The following is an 18,041-nucleotide window of genomic DNA, read 5'->3' on the forward strand; positions in this document are numbered from 1 at the left end:
GGTGTGGTCCCTTAACCGCGTGGCGCCTGGGCGCTGGCGACTTTCACGTTGTTGCCCGCCACCTTCGGCGCCGGGTTGCTGGCCTCCAGGGCCTGGCGCTGCTGGGCGAGGGCGGCGAGGGTCTGTTCGCTGGCCATCGGTGTCTCTTCCGGGGTGACCGGTGAGCCAGGGCGCACGCGCTGCAGGCCCTTGACCACAATGCGGTCGTCCTTGCCCAGGCCGCTGCGCACGATGCGCAGGCCTTCCAGCTTCGGCCCCAGCTCCACGGCGCGGTAGGCGGCCTTGTTGTCCTTGTCCATGACCAGCACGAACTTCTTGCCAAGGTCGGTGCCTACGGCTTCGTCGTTGATCAGTACGGCCTGGTACTGGGCGCTGCCCACCAGTTTCAGGCGTGCGTACAGGCCCGGGGTGAACTGGCCGTCGCTGTTGTCGAACACCGCACGGCCACGGATGGTGCCGGTGCGCGGGTTGACCTGGTTGTCGACGAAGTTCATCTGGCCCAGGTGCGGGTTGCCGGTTTCGTTGGTCAGGCCCAGGTACACCGGGGTGCTCTGGCCACGCTGGCCCTCGCGGGCCAGCTGGGTGTACTTGAGGTACACGCGCTCGTCGGCGTCGAAGTAGGCGTAGACCTTGTCGGTGGAAACCACGCTGGTCAGCGGGGTGACATCGGCGGTAACGATGTTGCCGGCGGTGAACTGTGCGCGGCTGACACGGCCGCTGATGGGGGCGGTAACGCGGGTGAAGCTGAGGTTCAGGCGTGCCAGGTCGAGCTGGGCCTGGATCGCGTCGACCCCGGCGCGGGCTTCGGCGGCGGCGCTGCTACGCGATTCGGCCAGTTCTGCGGAAATGGCGTTGCTGTCACGCAGGCGTTCGCCACGGCGGGCTTCGTTGGCGCTGCGGATGGCGGTGGCCTTGGCCTGCTGCAGTTGGGCTTCGAGGCGGCGGACCTCTGCCTGGAACGGGCGTGGGTCGATCTGGAACAGCAGGTCGCCTTTCTTGACCTGGGCGCCTTCAGTGAAGGCTACCAGGTCGATCTGGCCGGAGACCCGTGGCCGTACCTCGACGGTTTCCGGGGCTTCGAGGCGGCCGGTGAACTCATCCCATTCGTTGATCGGTTGCTCGATCACCTTGGCCACACTGACCTTCGGCGCGGCGGGAGCCTGCACCGCGTCGGGGGTTCGACCGCAAGCGCTGATCACCACCACTGCCAGGGCAGCGAGGGGGAAGCGCAAGGGTTTGAGTGATTGTTCCATGGAGAACTCCGCCAATGTATTAGTAGTGGGCGGAGTGTGAGTGTGTTGCGCGTGATGCACGAATCGAACGGGCCGAAGGTTATTATCACGATGAATGATATGTGTGGATCAATCATCGATCTTGGGCATGTGTCGGGCCCAGGCCTTGCGCCGTGTAACCTGTGCGCGCGGCAGCCTGGGGCCTGGCGCTTCAGTGAATGCTCGAGGCCAGTTCGAAGATCGGCATGTACATCAGGATCACGATCAGGCCGATCAGCAGGCCGATGAAGGTCATCAGCAGCGGTTCGAACAGCTTGACGAACCATTCCACCCAGCGGCCGATTTCCTGGTCATGGAAGTCGGCGCAGCGCTCCAGCATCTCGCCCAGGTTGCCGGACTGCTCGCCGGCCCGCAGCAGGCGCAGCGATACCGGCGTGACCAGTTGCCCGGCCTCCAGCGCGTCGGACAGCGGCAACCCTTCGCCGACCCGCTGGCTGGCCTGCTCCAGGCCCTGGGCTGAGGCACTGCCGAGCAAACCACGGGCCATGCCCATGGCGGTGAGGATGGGGATGCCACCTTGCAGCAGGATGCCCAGCGAGCGGTAGAAGCGCGCCAGTTCGTACATCATCAGGCGTTGGTGCAGTGCCGGCAGGCGCCGGACCTGGCAGGAAGCCCAGCGCCGCACCCGTGGCTGGCGGCGCAGCAGCCACAGCGCCGTGACCGCGCCAAGGCTGCCCAGCGCCAGCGGCAGCTGCTGGGCATGCAGGAACAGGCCGATCTGCATCAGTAACCGTGACAGCCAGGGCAGTTCGGAGCCCATGCCCTCGAATACCTGGCTGAAACGCGGCACCACGTAGCCAAGCAGGAACAGCACCACGCCACCGCCCACCAGCAATAGCAGCAACGGGTAGACCGAGGCACCCACCAGTTTCTGCCGTACCAGGTCCAGGCGCTGGCGGTAGCTGATGTAGCGGGCGAGGGCGTCGCCGAGCGCGCCGGTACGCTCACTGGACTGCACCAGCGCCACGTACAGCGGTGGGAACACCCGTGGCTGCTGGCCCAGGGCCTGGGACAGCGAGCGGCCTTCGTACAGTTGGCGGACCAGCTCGGCGAGCACTTTGCGCGTTGCGGCTGCGGGTGCCTTTTCCGCCAGGCTCTCCAGCGCATCGATCAGCGGCAGGCCGGCGTTGAGCAGGGTCGAAAGTTCCTGGCTGAACAGTACCAGGTCAAAACTTGCCTCGCGGCGCCAGGCCATGCCGCGCAAGGCGCCGCCGTGGCCACGCAGGCTGAGCACGCGCAGGCCCTGGTCCTCGACCTGGCGGCGGGCCTGGTCGGCGTCCTCGGCGTCGATCTGCAACTGCACCACACCCTGCCTGCCCAGGGCCTTGAGGCTGTAGCGCATGGCCGCTCCCCCTATTGCCAGCTGGTGATTTCGGCGTTTTCCCCATCGCCACCGGGCTGGCCATCCTTGCCCATCGACAGCAGGTCGTACTCGCCGCCATTTTCGCCGGGTTGCCGGTAGATGTACGGGCGGCCCCACGGGTCCTGCGGCACGGCCTTCTGCAAATACGGGCCGGTCCAGCGGGCTTCGCCACTGGGGGCAACCACCAGGGCCTGCAGGCCTTGCTCACTGCTGGGGTAGTGGCCGACTTCCAGGCGGTACAGGTCCAGGGCCTTGCTCAGCCCCTCTATTTGCGCCCGCGCCACCTTGGCCTCGGAGCGACCGAGCTGGCTGAAGTACTTGGGCGCGACGATACCGGCCAGCAGGCCGAGCACTACCAGCACCACTAGGAGTTCAAGCAGGGTGAAACCATGTTGGGGGTTGGTTCTGCGCTGCATGGTGAAGCCCTCCGCTGCATGGGGACAAGCTTTTGCAGGCCCCATGCAACAGCCGTGCACGCCTGCCTCGGGGCCTTGCAGCATGCGGTACGGAAAGCGGCACAGTGCTTGCGTCGTGGTCATTGACCGCGGATTTTCCGGGGCATATTCCCCAACATTGGGGGACCACGAAGAGGCGACCGACATGCGTGGACTCATTCTCGGTTTGATCTGGCTGGTGGCAGGTGCTGCCCAGGCCGATGTGTACATTTCCATCGATGCCAAAGGCAGCTACATACTGACCAACGTCCATCGACCCGGGCGCCTCTATGAAACGGTGATCAGCGAGCCGAAGACCCTGGCCGGCCCCGCCAATGCGCAGCTTATAACCGGCCGTCCGTACGCCAAGCTGGTCGCCGCCGCGGCGCGCACCTACGATGTGCCCCCGGCGTTGCTGCATGCGGTGATCAAGGCCGAGTCCGGCTACAACCCCAAAGCCCGTTCACCGGCGGGCGCGGTGGGGTTGATGCAACTGATGCCGGATACCGCCCGCGAGATGGGCGTGGAAAACCGCCTGGACCCGGAAGACAACGTGCAAGGCGGGGCCCGCTACCTCAAGCGCATGCTCAACTTGTTCGACAATGACATCACCTTGGCCGTGGCGGCCTACAATGCCGGTCCTGACGCGGTACTGCGCCGTGGCGGGGTACCGCCGTTCGCCGAGACCCGGCGCTATGTGCCCAATGTGCTGCGGGAGTACCGCAGGTTGCAGGGGGTGGTGGGTGATTAGTCTTTGCAACTTTCCCTGTGGGAGCGCGCCAGCATCTGGGTTTTCTACCTGGCAGGCGCACTCGCAAAAAAAGAGAAGGAAACAATACCCTTCGGCGGATGCCGCCAAGCTAACCCGATGGTTTCCCCAACTATGGGCTATAACCTTCTGAAGGTGCCCAGTTGTGGAGTCCGCCATGGACATCGCCCCTCGTTCCGACACTATGGAAGTACTTGCCGGTAGCGAGTTGGCCACCCCACGCAAGCCGTTCAACCTGCTGCGCTGGTACGCCTGGGTCAGTCTGGCCATCATCCTCTCGGTGGCGGCCGGGCTGGGGCTGATTTCCAGCCGTTTCATCATCGACGAGAGCATCGAGCGCGATGCTTTGCTCACCGCACAGTTCATCACCTCCATCGCCGATGCCGAAGTGCGCCATGTGTCGATCCCAAATGTGCGCACCATGGGTGAACTGCTCGATCCGCGCACCGACCGCGCCAACCTGCTTGATGTCGACCCGGACGCCCGGCGCAGGGCGCGTGGCGAGTTCCTCGACCACATCGCCCACCTGCCCGACATGCTGCTGGCCAACATCTATGCCCCGGACCGGACGGTGATCTGGTCCAGCAACCCGGCGCTGGTTGGCAAGCTGATCGAAGGCGACGAAGACCTGGAGCAGGCCTTCGAGTACAAGATGCGAGTCTCGGCCAGCTACCACAACTTCGAACAGGCCCGCGCCGAGCAGAAGTTCGTCAGCCCACCTGAGCAGTTGTTCATCGAGAACTACATTCCGCTGTTCGATGCTGATGGTGAGCAGGTCACGGCGATGGTCGAGATCTACAAGGAGCCCCATGACCTGATCGAGCGCATCGAGCATGGCCTGATCCTGATCTGGCTGGCGATCACCGTCGGCGCCGGCCTGGTCTTCGTCGGCCTGTACGGCATCATGCACCGCGCCGCGCGTCTGCTGGCGGTGCAGCAGAAGCGATTGATCAACAACGAAACCTACGAGGCACTGGGTGAGGTGTCCTCGGCGGTGGCCCATAGCCTGCGCAACCCGCTGGCCAGCATCCGCTCCAGTGCCGAACTGGCCCAGGCGTTCGACGATGGCCCGGCGCAGCGCAATGTCAACGACATCATCAGCCAGGTCGACCGCATGTCGCAGTGGATTCGCCAGATGTTGCAGTCATTGCGCCCGCTCAACGATGAGGCAGTGGCGGTGGATTTGCCGCTGGCATTGCAGGAAAGCCTGCAGACCTATGCGGTGCCGCTTGCGCGCAGCGGCGTGAGCCTGGACCTGCAACCGTTACCCGCGGTGCAGGTACTGGGGCACCCGGCGTTACTGCGGCAGATTTTCAGCAGCCTGATCGCCAACGCCCTGGAGTCGATGGAGCAGGGTGGGCGGTTGCGGGTCGAGGTGGTGCGCCATGACCGGCGTAGCCTGACCCTGCGCCTGTCCGACAACGGCAAAGGCATGAACGAAGAGCAGCAGCGCATGGCCTTCCGGCCTTTCTTCACCACCAAGCAGGGAGGGTTGGGTGTAGGCCTGGTGTTGGTGAAGCGCATCATGGAACGTTTCGGCGGCACCGTCCGGCTCAGCAGCAGTGAAGGCCATGGCACCCGGGTTTTGTTGAGTTTCCGGTTGTTCAAAACTCATGATTTACATTAATTAATACATATATCTTATTGATTATAAAGAAATTATGTTTTTTGGGTAAAAACCCCCAAATGTGGGGGTTGTTCCTCCATGTCAATTTATGAGTTGTTTGCAAATGATTGAAAAATAACAATAAAAAGGATTTGTCAGATGGCTGGCGGAGTTCTTGCAATGGACCAGGCAGAGCGCAACACACGACAAAATGGCAGCTGCGGCTGCACGGGTGGAGTGCTATCAATTGGCTACTGTTCGTAGCCTTGATGCATTTCTGAACGGACGCCCTGCGCGGGAAGCATGCGATGCAGATGCTGGAAAACAAAGTTCCCGACAACGCCAGTACTACCGCCACCGGTGTGGCCGTGCCCTTGCGCGAATTCAATCTGCTGCGCTGGTTTTCGGTCATCAGCCTGCTGATCATCGCTTCGGTGGCGGGCGGGCTGGGTTATGTGTCGACACGTTTCGTGGTACGCGACAGCGTCGAGCGCGATGCCATGCTCACCGCCCAGTTCATTCAGGCTATGGCCCAGGCCGAGGTGCGCCATTCGCAGCTGCCGCCGGGCACCACCATGGGCGAGTTGCTTGACGCGCGCCTGGACCAGCAGCACTTGCAGTTCACCCCGGCGCTGGCCGAATCGACCCGGGTCGAGTTCCTCGACCATGTCGAGCACCTGCCGGACATCTTGCTGGCCAACGTCTATGCCCGCGACCGCACCATCGTCTGGTCGACCAACCCGGAGCTGATCGGCGAGCGCATCGAGGCCGATGGCGACCTCGACCGCGCCTTCCGCTCGCGCAAGGCGGTGTCGGCCAGCTACCACCAGGCCGAGGATGATCGCGAAGAGCAGAAGTTCCAGCGTGAGCCACGCTATCTGTTCATCGAGAACTACATCCCGCTGTTCGACAGCCAGGGTGAGCAGGTGCTGGCCATGGTGGAAATCTACAAGGAGCCGCAGGACCTGGTCCGGCGCATCCAGCGCGGCTACGTGCTGATCTGGGCCTCGACCCTGGTGGGCGGGGCGCTGATCTACTTCGGCCTGTTCTGGATCGTGCGCCGCGCGGCGCAGTTGCTGCACTTGCAGCAGGACCGGCTGGTGGCCAGTGAAACCTATGTGGCCCTGGGCGAGATGTCCTCGGCGGTGGCGCATAGCTTGCGCAACCCGCTGGCCAACATTCGCTCCAGCGCCGAGCTGGCCCAGGAAATCGCCAACCCCGCGGCGCAGAAGAACATCACCGACATCATCAGCCAGGTCGACCGCATGTCGCGTTGGGTGCGGGACCTGCTGGTGTCGTTGCGCCCGACCAGTGACGAGGCCGAGGCCGTAGACCTGGTGACGGCCATAGAGGATACCCACCTGGCCTTCGCCCAGCAGATCGAACGCAACGGCGTGCGTTTCTGCTACGAAGGGCCCGGGTCACAATGGGTGGCCAGCCAGCCGCTACAGCTCACGCAAATTCTCAACACCCTGTTCTCCAATGCCCTGGAAGCCATGCCCGAAGGCGGCATGTTGCGCGCCCAGGTCAATGCGCAGGATGGGCAGCGTGCCGAATTCGTCCTTAGCGATACCGGCAAGGGCATGAGCCAACAGCAGGAACGGATGGTGTTCAAGCCGTTCTACACCACCAAGCAGGGCGGCCTCGGCGTAGGCCTGGCCCTGGTCAAACGCATCATGGAACGTTTTGGCGGCTCGGTCAGCCTGAGCAGCCGCGAAGAGGAAGGAACCCGCGTAAGCCTCACATTCAATATCGCAGCGGGAGGGGACCATGGAGCACAGCATCCTGGTAGTCGAGGATGATGAAATTCTCGCCGACAACATTCGCACCTACCTCAGCCTCAAGGGCTTCGAGGTCACCGTATGCAACAGCGCGGAGCTGGCGCTGGAGCAGATCAAGCGGGCCCAGCCCGATGCGGTGCTGACCGACAACTCGCTGCCGGGCATGAGCGGGCACGACCTGCTGCGCACCTTGGTGGCGCAGGTACCGAACCTGAAAGTGATCATGATGACCGGCTATGGCAATGTCGAAGATGCCGTGCAGGCAATGAAGGAGGGTGCCTTCCATTACCTGAGCAAGCCGGTGGTGCTGGCCGAGCTCAAGCTGACCCTGGACAAGGCGCTGGCCGCTGAACGCATGGAGCGCACGTTGTCGTTCTACCAGGAGCGCGAGGCGCAGAAGTCCGGTTTGCAGGCGTTGATCGGCGAATCACCGGCGATGCTCACCCTCAAGCACACCCTGCGCCAGGTGCTGGATGCCGAGCGGCGCATGGCCAGCGACGACTTGCCACCGGTGCTGATCGAAGGCGAAACCGGTACCGGTAAAGAGCTGGTGGCCCGCGCCTTGCACTTCGATGGGTCGCGCAGCAAGGGGCCGTTCATCGAGTTCAACTGCGCCTCGATCCCGGCCAACCTGCTGGAGGCCGAACTGTTCGGCCACGAGAAGGGCGCCTTTACCGATGCCAAGGAGCGCCGGGTGGGCCTGGTGGAAGCTGCCGATGGCGGCACGTTGTTCCTCGACGAGATTGGCGAGATGGACCTGGTGCTGCAGGCCAAGCTGCTCAAGTTGCTGGAAGACCGCAGCATCCGCCGGATCGGCGCGGTGAAGGAGCGCAAGGTCGACCTGCGGGTGATCAGTGCTACCAACTGCAACCTGGAGCAGATGGTGCAGCAGGGCAAGTTCCGCCGCGACCTGTTCTTCCGCCTGCGCATCATTGCCCTGAAGGTGCCGCGCCTGTATTCCCGCGGGCAGGACGTGCTGCTTCTGGCGCGGCATTTCCTGGCCCATCATGGGCGGCGTTATGGCAAACCGAACCTGCGCTTTTGCGCCGAGGCGGAAAAGCTGATGCTCGGTTACAGCTGGCCAGGCAATGTGCGCGAACTGCGCAACATGCTGGAGCAGACCGTGCTGCTGGCACCGAACGAGGTGGTACAGGCGCATCAGCTGAACCTGTGCATGACCCTGATCGACGAGCCGCTGGTGCAGCAGGCGGCGCCTGCGGTGTTCGAAATGCCCCGGCACGAACCGGAGCTCGGCACCAGCCTGCCGGACATGGAGCGCGATCTGGTCTGCAAGACCCTGGACCGCACGGACTGGAACGTGACCAAGTCGGCGCGCATGCTCGGGCTGTCGCGGGACATGCTGCGTTACCGGATCGAGAAGCTGGGGCTGACCAGGCCGGACAAGCGCCAGTGGTGAGCATCGGCTAAAGGGGCGTACAGGGCTGCGCATAACCCATTGAACCAGCAGGGCCCCTGTGGGAGCGGCTTTAGCCGCGAACACCGGCGCAGCCGGTGCCATGCACCGCGTTGGATTCTTCGCGGCTAAAGCCGCTCCCACAGGGGCCGCGAAACATTCAGGATCATTGATCAACGCTGGGTATCGGCTGCTCCCTGCCGCCCGGTACCTTCCGAGCCACTGCCATCCATCCCCGGCAAATCCCGGTTGTCATTCTGTTCAGCTGGCGGGCTGTCCGGGTCGTTGCCCTTTATGCGTGGGTCGGTATCCCGCGGCATGGGCTTTTCGATCGGGTTGAGGGTGCTGTCCGCGCCCGGCTTGGGCGCCGGGTTGTGCGGGTCGTCGGGGTAGGTGGGGCCGGTGCCGGCAGCCAGGGCCAGCGGCGTGGCGAGCAGGGCAATCAGCAGGATGCTTGAGCGGGGCATGGCAGGCTCCTTTGCTTCTGGTAGGGCTGATACTTACCTTCGGCCCTACCCGAAGCTTCAAGGTGCCATTACCCCGATCAACGGTTACACCACCAGCGACAGCAACATGATGAAGATGATGCCGACGATCGACAGGATGGTCTCCATCATGCTCCAGGTCTTGAAGGTTTCCGCCACGGTCATGTTGAAGTACTGCTTCACCAGCCAGAAGCCGGCGTCGTTGACATGGGACAGGATCAAGGAACCTGCGCCGGTGGCCAGCACCAGCAGTTCACGGTTGACCCCCGGCACCAGGTCGATCACCGGTGCGACGATGCCCGCGCCGGTGATGGTGGCGACCGTGGCGGAACCGGTGGCGATGCGGATTACCGCCGCTACCAGCCAGGCCAGCATGATCGGCGAAATCTCCGCCTGCACGGCCATCTGCCCGATCACATTGCCCACGCCAGTGTCCACCAGCATCTGCTTGAAGCCGCCACCGGCACCCACGATCAGCACGATCGCCGCGGTCGGAGCCAGGCTCTGGTCAAGCATCTTCATGATCTGCTGGCGGTTGAAGCCACGGGCCGCGCCGAAGGTGTAGAAGGCCAGCAGCAGGGCGGCGAGCAGGGCGGTGATGGGGTGGCCGATCAGGTCCATCCACTGGCGCACGATGTGCTCGGCGGGCAGCACCACGTCGGCGAAGGTCTTCAGCAGCATCAGCACCACCGGCAGCAGCACGGTGACCAGGGTGATGGTGAAGCTCGGCAGGTTGCCCTGGTCGGACTCCTTGGCGATCTGGTCCATCAGTTCCTGGGACGGGGTACCCGGGATGTAGCGGGAAATGAAGTTACCGAACAGCGGGCCGGCGATGATGGCGGTAGGCAATGCCACGATCAGGCCATAGAAGATGGTCTTGCCGATGTCGGCATGGAAGATGCCGATCGCCAGCAGTGGGCCCGGGTGCGGGGGCACCAGGCCGTGCACCACCGACAGGCCGGCCAGCAGCGGAATGCCGATCTTGATCAGCGACACGCCCGAGCGCCGGGCGACGATGAACACCAGTGGAATCAGCAGCACGAAGCCGATCTCGAAGAACAGCGGGATGCCCACCAGGAAGGCGGCGAACATCATGGCCCAGTGCACGTTCTTCTTGCCGAAGGCGCGGATGAGGGTTTGCGCGATCTGGTCGGCGCCCCCGGAGTCGGCCATCAGCTTGCCGAGCATGGTACCCAGGGCGAGCACGATGCCGACGAAGCCCAGCACGCCGCCAAACCCATCCTGGAACGATTTCATGACCTTGGCCACCGGCATGCCGGAGGTCAGGCCAAGGAAGCCGGCCGCGATCGTGAGGGCGACGAAGGGGTGAACTTTGAAGTGGGTGATCAGCAGGATCAGCCCGACGATGGTAACCAGCGCGTCGAGCAGCAGGAAGGTATCAGTAGCCAGTCCGAACATGGTTTGAAGGCCTCGGTCTTATCGTTGTTTTGGCGTAGCTTTTTTGGAACTTTGCGCGCGTTTACGGGGCAGGATAGCGCTGTCTTTAGTGAACCAGGAAAGTCGGCAAGGTCAGGCCGTTTGTGCCAGGCCCCGCTCACCGCGGCCCTTTAGCCAGCTGTCCACCGCTTCGGCAAGCGCTTCGATGGGCTGGGTGGCGTCAAGCGCCAGGGTCAGGGGTTCGCCGTGTGGCGGTTCCAGCGCAGCGAACTGGCTGTCGATGAGGCTCGCCGGCATGAAATGCCCGGGGCGGGCCAGCACGCGTTTTTCGGCCTCGGCGGGCGACAGTTCGAGGAACACGAACACCAGCCCCGGCATGGCATCGCGCAGGGTGTCGCGATAGCGGCGCTTGAGGGCTGAACAGGTCAGGATCGGACGCTCCCCAGCCTGGGTCGTGGCTTGTAGTTCCTGACCAAGACGCACCAGCCAGCCGGCACGGTCGCTGTCGTCCAGAGGGATGCCAGCGCTCATCTTGCGGATGTTTTCGGCAGGGTGGAAAGCGTCGCCTTCGATCAGGCGGCCGCCACTTCGGGCGGCAATGGCAGCGCCGATGCAGCTTTTGCCGCAACCGGCCACGCCCATCACCACGATGGCGGACAGGGGAGAATTCATCAGTACCTCCTGCGGGTGAGACAGCGCTGTCTCGTCGTCGACGAACAGCCACCTCCCCGGTGTTATTGATCTTGTCCTTACGCAGTATGGACGCTTGGCGGCGAGCGCGTGATGGCGGCTACCAAAGATTACATTGCCTGCGTCCTGAGACAGCGCTACCTTAGTGGCCGTTCCCTTTCCTTGCAAGTAGTAAAATTACAACACTCATGTCCCGCACCGGCTCCCGTACCACAGGTCGTCCCACCCTGGCAGAAGTTGCCAAGCTTTCCGGGGTTTCCCCGATTACCGCCTCGCGCGCCCTGCGTGGGGTCAGCACGGTCGCGCCGGAGCTGGTCGAAAAGGTCGTTGCGGCTGCAGCGAGCCTGGGTTATGTGGCCAATCCGGCGGCCCGGGCCCTGGCTTCGGCACGCAGCCAGTCGGTGGTGGTGTTGATTCCGTCGCTGTCCAACCAGCTGTTCATCGACACCCTGGAAGCCATTCATGAGGTCATGCGCCCGCGCGGGCTCGAGGTGCTGATCGGCAACTATCACTACGACCTTGCCGAGGAAGAGAACCTGATCCGCAATTACCTGGCCTACCAGCCTTGCGGCATGCTGCTGACCGGTTTCGAGCGCAGTGAGGGATCGCGGCAGATGCTGGCGGCCAGTGGCGTGCCCTGCGTGCACATGATGGAACTGAATGGCGAGGCCGGGGCCTTGTCGGTCGGCTTTTCGCAGCAGCAGGCCGGGCGCGCTGCGGCCCGCCACCTGATCGAGCGCGGGCGCAAGCGCCTGGCATTCATTGCCGCGCAGCTCGACCCGCGGGTGATGCAGCGTGCCGAGGGGTTCCGCCAGGCGTTGGCCGAGGCCGGCTTGCAGGCGGCCGAGCTGGAGGTGCTGGCGCCGGAGCCTTCTTCCATCGCCTTGGGCGGCGCGCTGTTCAGCCAGCTGCTGCAGCAGGCGCCGGATGTCGACGGTATCTTCTTCTGCAACGACGACCTGGCCCAGGGCGCGGTGCTGCAGGCATTGCGCCAGGGCGTGGAGGTACCGCGACAGGTGGCGATGGTCGGTTTCAACGACCTGCCGGCTTCGGCGCACATGGTGCCGCGGCTGACTTCGATTCGCACGCCTCGGGCCGCCGTGGGGCGCGGCGCGGCTCAGGCGCTGCTGGCGTTGCTCGATGGCAAGCGGGTAGCAAATGCGCAGCAGGACCTGGGCTTTGAGTTGATGGTGCGGGAGAGTTCCTGAGCTCGTCTTGAGGGGTGGGGTGGTTTCGAGACCGAGCGCCGCCCGCGCGGCGCATCGCGAGCGAAGCTCGCTCCTACATCTGTTTCGGGCCAATTATTCCTGAGGCAGAGGCGCGCGGCCCTTTGGCGTCCACCTCGATATCGTGCGAAACAAACAAGGCGGTCGCGCGCGCTGGTGCAGGCGTTACTGGCCCGAAACAAATGTAGGAGCGAGCTTCGCTCGCGATGCGCCGCGCGGGCGGCGCTCGATTTCACAGGCGCCACAAAAAACACGACTTACACCAGGCGAACTATGCTCAGGACACCGCGCATACAGGAGCCCGGCGTCATGTTCGATTTCCACCGCAAGTCCGACCTGGTAGAGATCCAGCGCAGTCATCAGGCCTTGGCCAGCTTGCAGGCCAAACTGGCGGCGATCAGCCGTTCGATGGCGATGATCGAGTTCGCCCCCGACGGAACAATACTCGATGCCAACGAGCGCTTCTGCCAGGCCATGGGCTACAGCGCCGATGAGTTGCGCGGCAAGCACCACCGGCTGTTCTGCGATCCGGACTACGCGAAAAGCGCCGAATACCAGCAACTGTGGCGTGAACTGGGGCAGGGCAAGGCTATCAGCGGTACCTTCGAGCGCATCGACAAGGCCGGCCGCGAAGTCTGGCTGGAAGCCAGTTACATGCCGGTACTGGATGAGCAGCGCCAGGTCAGCAGTGTGATCAAGGTGGCATCCGACATCAGTCAGCGGGTGGTGGAGGAGCACGAGAGCGAAAGCCTGCTAAAGGCCATCAGCCGCTCCATGGCGGTGATCGAATTCACGCCGCAGGGCCGGGTGATCAAGGCCAACCAGAACTTTCTCGACACCATGGGCTATCGCCTGGACGAGGTGGTCGGCCGCCATCACGGGCTGTTCTGCCTGGCGCATGAGCGCGAATCGGCCGAATACCGCGAGTTCTGGGCGTCGCTCAACCGAGGCGAATACCATTCGCACCGTTTCCAGCGCATCGACAAACATGGCCAGACGGTCTACCTGGAGGCGTCCTACAACCCGATCTTCGACAGCAAGGGCCGCTTGTACAAGGTGGTGAAGTTCGCCAGCGACATCACCCGCCAGGTCAGCACCCAGCAAAGTGCCGCCGATGCTGCCCATGCCAGTTCGGTGCAGACCGACGCCTGTGCGCGCAAGGGCACCGAGGTGGTACAGCAGGCGGTGCAGGTGATCGAGCAGATTTCCCATGAGCTCGACGACGCTGCACGCAGTATCGATGCGGTGAGCAAGCAGTCGGATGTGATCGGGCAGATCGTGTTGACCATCCGGGGCATTGCCGACCAGACCAACCTGCTGGCCTTGAACGCAGCCATCGAGGCGGCCCGCGCCGGCGAGCACGGCCGCGGTTTTGCCGTGGTGGCCGACGAGGTGCGCAACCTGGCGGCGCGAACCAGCAAGGCAACCCTGGAAATCGTCGATGTGGTGAGGCAGAACCACGACCTGTCACTGTTGGCTGTAGCCAGCATGCAGTCGAGCCTGAAGCGCACCGGTGATGGCGTGGCGCTGGCCAACGAGGCTGGCACGGTGATCATGGAAATCCAGCAGGGTTCACGGCACGTGGTGGATGCCATCAGCCAGATCAGTTCGACGCTTCAATTGAACTGAGCGCATCACCCAGCTCGTCCAGCAAGGCCTCCAGGCTGGCTTGTAATTGCAGGCGCAAGTCAGCCGTCGACAGGCCTTGGCCGTGGGCCTGTTCGATGGCTTCGCAATCCTTGACCAGCGTGCGCACCTTGAGCATCTTTGCCCCACCCTTGATCCGGTGAGCCAGTGCGCGCACCGCCTCGCCGGGGGCGTCTGCTGCCAGTGCACGCAAGGTGCCCAGGTCTTCGCTGATGCTTTGCGACAGCTGTTCCAGCAAATGCCGAATCAGTTGTTCGTCGTCCTGGGTCAGGTGGCGCAATTCGCTCAGGTTGAAGCCGCTGCCGGGCCGCGCCGGCGGCTGTTGCCGGGCAAGGGCCTGGGGCAGGTGGGTCTTGAGCGTGCGCAAGCCAATCGGTTTGAACAGGCATTCGTCCATGCCGCTGGCCAGGCAGCGGGCACGCTCTTCGGCCTGGGCGTTGGCGGTGACGCCGAGAATCCGGCATGCCGCCAGGCCGCGCTCGCCCTCGAGGTTGCGGATGCGGCGGGTCAGTTCATGGCCATCCATGACCGGCATGCTGCAATCGGTGATCACCAGGTCAAAGCGCGCTGCCTGCCAGCGCGCCAGAGCGATTTCGCCGTTTTCCGCCAACGTCACGTGGTGCCCCAAGGTCTGCAGTTGCCGCTCCAGCAGCAGCAGGTTGGCGGGGTAGTCGTCGACCACCAGTATGTTCAACGGGCCGCTGCTGCTTTCCAGCACCGGGGCGTGCAGTTGCACCTGCTCCGGTGCTGCGCAGGCGGGCAGTTGCAGGTTGACCTGCACCTTGGTGCCAACGCCTTCGACGCTCTGCAAGCCCAGGTTGCCGCCCATCAGCTCGGCCAAGGTGCGGCTGATGACCAGCCCCAGGCCGGCGCCCTGGCGTGCTCGAGGGCCGTCGGCCTGGACGAAGGTATTGAACAGCCGGGCCTGGTCGGCCGGGCTGATGCCGATGCCGGTGTCTCGCACACTCAGTTCCACTGCCAGGTGGTCGTTGTCGGGGGGCGTGGGCAGCAGCAGGCTGGCGTGGACTTCGCCGCGATCGGTGAACTTGATGGCGTTGCTGATCAGGTTGGACAAAACCTGCTTGAGTCGTAGCGGATCAGCCAGCACCCAGACCGGCGCAGCCGGCAGTTCGCTGTGCAAATGCAGGCCTTTGGCCCTTGCATTGCCTTCGAACACCCGCACGGTGGCACGTACCAGTTCGACCAGGTTGGTGGGCACCGGCTGCAGGGTGATATGCCCGGATTCGATGCGGGAAATGTCGAGAATATCGCCAATCAGTTCAAGCAGGCCGATGGCCGAGTCATGGGCGGTCTGCAGGGTCTGGGTGTCGCAACGGCCGCCGCGGCTGTCTTCCAGGGCCAACTCCAGCAGGCCGATCACGGCATTCATCGGGGTACGGATTTCATGGCTCATGGTGGCCAGGAAGGTGCTCTTGGTCTGGCTGGCCTGTTCGGCGTCGTCCTTGGCCTGGCGCAGTTGTTCGAGCAGGCCGCGGCTCAGCGCCAACTGGGCTTGCAGCGCGTGCTGGGCCTCGGTGCGCTGGTTGATCAGCTTGCGCAGGTAGCTGTTCCAGAACACCACCCCGGCCAGCAGCAAGGCCGACAGCACCAGCACCTGCAGGGCCAGGGTGCGGTAGTCACGCCAGAGGCTGTCACTGACCAGGGTACTGGTGCGCCAGCGGTTGACCAGCTGGTCCAGCTCTTCGGGTGGAATGCTCAGTAGTGCCTTGTCGAGGATTGCCTGCAGCTGGGGTTGGTCCGCGGCCACGGCGAAGGCGGCGACAGCCGGGTCGTCGTCGAGCACACTGGCGATGCGCAGGCGGTCCTTGAATACATGGCTGATGTAGTAGGCGGCATTGATATGGCTGCTCAGGGCGACGTCGGCGGCACCGTTGGCCACGGCTTCCATCAGGCCGAGCGGGTTGTCCACTTCGACCATCCTGGCCTGCGGGTAGCGTTGTTGCAGCAGGGCCCGTTGCGGCGAGCCGCGCACCAGGGCGATGCGCTGGCCATCCAGCGCCTTGGCCTGCGCCGGTGATGCGTTGTCGCCGCGGGTGACCAGCACCCGCGGGCTGACCAGGTAGGGGCGGGTATAGCGCAGTTGTTTCGAACGGTCCGTACCGTAGCCCAATGCGCCGATCATCTGCGCATCGCCGCGTGCCAGACGCTCGACCATTGCCTGTGCCGAAGTGCTTTCGACCGGCTTGAAATGCAGCCCCGTGCGCAGCGAGATCTGCTTGAGCAGGTCGAGGGTAATGCCACTGGGGTGGTGCTGGGCGTCGTTGAAAGTCAGCGGCGCCAGCGATGTGTTGACCAGTACGCTGATGCTGGGGTTGGCAGCGATCCAGGCTTCTTCTTCTGCGGTCAGGTCGGTGACGTGGCGCTGCAGCAGCAGGCTGGTGTTGCCGCTGCCCCAGCGGCGCAGGATGTTCAGGCGTTCGCTTTCGCTGATGCGCGCCAGCGCCTTGTCGACCAGTTGGCGCAGGCGCGGGTTGTCACTGGCCAGGGCAAAGGCAAACGCCCCAGGGGCGACCTGGCAGAAATGGTCGATCTTCAGCGTGCCCTGGTAACTCTTGCCAATCGCGAAGTCGGTACTGATGGCATCGCCCAGGTAAGCGTCGGCCTCGCCCAGTTCGACCGCGGCCAGCCCGGCCAGGGTCGAGCGATACAGGCTCAATTGCGCCTTGGGGTACAGGGTGCGGACGCTACTGGCTGGCAGGTAATGATCGACCATGGCCAGGCGCAGGCCGGCAAGGTCGGGCGTGTTTTTCAGGCTGTGCCCCTCGCGGGTGACGATGACCGGCAGGTCGTCGGCATAGGCCGCACTGAGGCTGAGCTGGGCATCCGCCGCCTCGAAGGCGTTGGAGCTGCCCAGCAGGTCGATTCGGCCCTCGCGTAGCGCAGCGATGGCTTCGTGGCGGCTGTCGTAGCGTCGCACTTCGATAGGGATGCCCAACTGTTCAGCAATGATGCCTGCGTAATCGGCGCTCAGGCCTTCGTAGTCGCGCTGGCTGATATTGATTTCGAGCGGTGGGTAGTCGGGCCGCGAACTGCCCAGCACCAGGTGCTGGCGTTGCTGTAGCCATTGCCGCTCGTCGTGGGACAGCGCGAGTGGGGCGGCGGCGCTGACCGAGCGGGCCAGCAACTGGCGAGGTTCGCTGTTGGCCAGCAGCGCGCCGGAACCGGCCAGGCTGATGGCCAGGAGGGCGCTTGCCAGCAGGCGCTTCATCGCCGTCAAGTGCTCAGCAGATGCCGTTGCGCTTGGCCAGGTCGACCATTTCAACCAGCGATTCGGTCTTGAGCTTTTCCATGATGCGGCCCCGGTAGGTGCTGATGGTCTTGGCACTGAGGTTCATGCAGGTGCCGATATACTTGTTGCTCTCGGCGCGCGCCAGGCGCCGCAGCACTTCCATTTCCCGGTTGGACAGGCTGGCCAGGCGCACCGGCTCGCTTTCCAGCGAGTTGCTGTTGACCGACATCTGCGGGAAGGTCGAGTAGCCCTTGACCAGGGCCTTGAGGGCGAACAGCAACGCCTCGTGGTCTTCTTCCTTGGTCACGAAAGCGCCGATACCGGCATCCAGACAGCGCCGTACATACAGGTCGGTGGCCTGGCCGGTCAGTACCATGATCTTGGGGACCGGCTCCAGGCATTGCAGGCGCTTGATCACTTCCATGCCGTCCAGGCCGGGCAGGCCGATGTCGAGAATGACCACGTCCGGGCGCAGTTCGCGGGCCACCTGCGCCACCTCGCTACCATTGCCGACCTCGCCGATGACATGGAAGCGCTCGCGTTCGAGCAACATGCGCAAGGACAGCCGGACGATGGGGTGGTCGTCGACGATCAGCACGGTAGTCATGAGGAAAACTCCTGTCGGGGTGTGGTCCGCTTCCTGGATCACTCAGGAATACGTCTGCAAGTGGGGTTATCGGAAGCGC

The 18,041-nt window shown here is 63.9% G+C and carries 14 protein-coding genes; 6 read left to right on the forward strand and 8 right to left on the reverse strand.

Annotation, left to right across the window (positions count from 1 at the left end; genetic code table 11):
• Window positions 1-11 precede the first annotated feature (11 nt).
• The 3 genes from mexE to gspG all read right to left on the reverse strand — a co-directional run bounded on the left by mexE (window position 12) and on the right by gspG (window position 3,071).
• Window positions 12-1,253: a multidrug efflux RND transporter periplasmic adaptor subunit MexE gene (gene mexE / locus J5M71_RS12550; protein WP_046614310.1), complete on the reverse strand. Its 1,242-nt coding sequence runs from the start codon at window positions 1,251-1,253 to the stop codon at window positions 12-14.
• A gap of 190 nt (window positions 1,254-1,443) precedes the next feature.
• Window positions 1,444-2,634 (reverse strand): type II secretion system F family protein, encoded by a 1,191-nt coding sequence (locus J5M71_RS12555; RefSeq protein WP_207832576.1) that lies wholly within the window; start codon window positions 2,632-2,634, stop codon window positions 1,444-1,446.
• 11 nt (window positions 2,635-2,645) lie between these two features.
• Window positions 2,646-3,071 (reverse strand): type II secretion system major pseudopilin GspG, encoded by a 426-nt coding sequence (gspG, locus tag J5M71_RS12560; protein WP_207832579.1) that lies wholly within the window; start codon window positions 3,069-3,071, stop codon window positions 2,646-2,648.
• 184 nt (window positions 3,072-3,255) lie between these two features.
• On the opposite strand from gspG, the gene J5M71_RS12565 reads away from it, so the two are divergent.
• The 4 genes from J5M71_RS12565 (at window position 3,256) to J5M71_RS12580 (ending at window position 8,662) form a co-directional block, all read left to right on the forward strand.
• Window positions 3,256-3,840, forward strand: a complete 585-nt coding sequence (locus tag J5M71_RS12565; RefSeq protein ID WP_207832581.1) for a lytic transglycosylase domain-containing protein — start codon at window positions 3,256-3,258, stop codon at window positions 3,838-3,840.
• Window positions 3,841-4,015: 175 nt separating this feature from the next.
• Complete coding sequence (locus J5M71_RS12570) at window positions 4,016-5,485, forward strand: HAMP domain-containing sensor histidine kinase (protein ID WP_207832582.1); 1,470 nt, start codon at window positions 4,016-4,018, stop codon at window positions 5,483-5,485.
• A gap of 287 nt (window positions 5,486-5,772) precedes the next feature.
• The gene (locus J5M71_RS12575; protein ID WP_207832583.1) at window positions 5,773-7,266 is read left to right on the forward strand and encodes a HAMP domain-containing sensor histidine kinase; all 1,494 of its coding nucleotides are present in this window, start codon (window positions 5,773-5,775) and stop codon (window positions 7,264-7,266) included.
• Entirely contained in the window at window positions 7,235-8,662 is a 1,428-nt protein-coding gene (locus tag J5M71_RS12580; protein ID WP_207832584.1) for a sigma-54 dependent transcriptional regulator, read from the forward strand. Before J5M71_RS12575 ends, J5M71_RS12580 begins: the two co-directional genes overlap by 32 nt.
• A gap of 170 nt (window positions 8,663-8,832) precedes the next feature.
• Here J5M71_RS12580 and J5M71_RS12585 read toward each other — a convergent pair whose 3' ends face one another.
• The 3 genes from J5M71_RS12585 to J5M71_RS12595 form a co-directional block, all read right to left on the reverse strand.
• The gene (locus tag J5M71_RS12585; RefSeq protein ID WP_207832585.1) at window positions 8,833-9,126 is read right to left on the reverse strand and encodes a hypothetical protein; all 294 of its coding nucleotides are present in this window, start codon (window positions 9,124-9,126) and stop codon (window positions 8,833-8,835) included.
• A gap of 84 nt (window positions 9,127-9,210) precedes the next feature.
• A complete protein-coding gene (locus J5M71_RS12590) occupies window positions 9,211-10,563 on the reverse strand; it encodes a GntP family permease (RefSeq protein ID WP_063914215.1) in 1,353 nt (450 codons plus the stop codon).
• 111 nt (window positions 10,564-10,674) lie between these two features.
• Window positions 10,675-11,214 (reverse strand): gluconokinase, encoded by a 540-nt coding sequence (locus tag J5M71_RS12595; protein ID WP_207832586.1) that lies wholly within the window; start codon window positions 11,212-11,214, stop codon window positions 10,675-10,677.
• A 206-nt stretch (window positions 11,215-11,420) separates the two neighbouring features.
• On the opposite strand from J5M71_RS12595, the gene J5M71_RS12600 reads away from it, so the two are divergent.
• On the forward strand, window positions 11,421-12,440 hold the full coding sequence (locus J5M71_RS12600; protein ID WP_207832587.1) for a LacI family DNA-binding transcriptional regulator: 1,020 nt from the start codon (window positions 11,421-11,423) through the stop codon (window positions 12,438-12,440).
• Window positions 12,441-12,767: 327 nt separating this feature from the next.
• Window positions 12,768-14,087, forward strand: a complete 1,320-nt coding sequence (locus tag J5M71_RS12605; RefSeq protein ID WP_207832588.1) for a PAS domain-containing methyl-accepting chemotaxis protein — start codon at window positions 12,768-12,770, stop codon at window positions 14,085-14,087.
• Here the strand turns inward: J5M71_RS12605 and J5M71_RS12610 are convergent.
• Window positions 14,062-17,334 carry a transporter substrate-binding domain-containing protein gene (locus tag J5M71_RS12610; RefSeq protein ID WP_207832591.1) on the reverse strand — a complete coding sequence of 1,091 codons (3,273 nt, stop codon included), beginning with the start codon at window positions 17,332-17,334 and terminating at the stop codon, window positions 14,062-14,064. The two genes, J5M71_RS12605 and J5M71_RS12610, sit on opposite strands and share 26 nt — an antisense overlap.
• Window positions 17,335-17,347: 13 nt before the next feature.
• Window positions 17,348-17,962 carry a response regulator transcription factor gene (locus J5M71_RS12615; protein ID WP_207832593.1) on the reverse strand — a complete coding sequence of 205 codons (615 nt, stop codon included), beginning with the start codon at window positions 17,960-17,962 and terminating at the stop codon, window positions 17,348-17,350.
• Window positions 17,963-18,041: the final 79 nt, after the last annotated feature.

Source organism: Pseudomonas sp. 43(2021) (assembly GCF_017490805.1).
GTDB lineage: Bacteria > Pseudomonadota > Gammaproteobacteria > Pseudomonadales > Pseudomonadaceae > Aquipseudomonas.

Coding starts and splice junctions, on each gene's coding strand:
- J5M71_RS12600 (WP_207832587.1), top strand. CDS start 11,421: ATGTCCCGCACCGGCTCCCGTACCACAGGTCGTCCCACCCTGGCAGAA.
- gspG (WP_207832579.1), bottom strand. CDS start 3,071: ATGCAGCGCAGAACCAACCCCCAACATGGTTTCACCCTGCTTGAACTC.
- J5M71_RS12595 (WP_207832586.1), bottom strand. CDS start 11,214: ATGAATTCTCCCCTGTCCGCCATCGTGGTGATGGGCGTGGCCGGTTGC.
- J5M71_RS12590 (WP_063914215.1), bottom strand. CDS start 10,563: ATGTTCGGACTGGCTACTGATACCTTCCTGCTGCTCGACGCGCTGGTT.
- J5M71_RS12580 (WP_207832584.1), top strand. CDS start 7,235: ATGGAGCACAGCATCCTGGTAGTCGAGGATGATGAAATTCTCGCCGAC.
- J5M71_RS12610 (WP_207832591.1), bottom strand. CDS start 17,334: ATGAAGCGCCTGCTGGCAAGCGCCCTCCTGGCCATCAGCCTGGCCGGT.
- mexE (WP_046614310.1), bottom strand. CDS start 1,253: ATGGAACAATCACTCAAACCCTTGCGCTTCCCCCTCGCTGCCCTGGCA.
- J5M71_RS12605 (WP_207832588.1), top strand. CDS start 12,768: ATGTTCGATTTCCACCGCAAGTCCGACCTGGTAGAGATCCAGCGCAGT.
- J5M71_RS12585 (WP_207832585.1), bottom strand. CDS start 9,126: ATGCCCCGCTCAAGCATCCTGCTGATTGCCCTGCTCGCCACGCCGCTG.
- J5M71_RS12565 (WP_207832581.1), top strand. CDS start 3,256: ATGCGTGGACTCATTCTCGGTTTGATCTGGCTGGTGGCAGGTGCTGCC.
- J5M71_RS12615 (WP_207832593.1), bottom strand. CDS start 17,962: ATGACTACCGTGCTGATCGTCGACGACCACCCCATCGTCCGGCTGTCC.
- J5M71_RS12555 (WP_207832576.1), bottom strand. CDS start 2,634: ATGCGCTACAGCCTCAAGGCCCTGGGCAGGCAGGGTGTGGTGCAGTTG.
- J5M71_RS12570 (WP_207832582.1), top strand. CDS start 4,016: ATGGACATCGCCCCTCGTTCCGACACTATGGAAGTACTTGCCGGTAGC.
- J5M71_RS12575 (WP_207832583.1), top strand. CDS start 5,773: ATGCAGATGCTGGAAAACAAAGTTCCCGACAACGCCAGTACTACCGCC.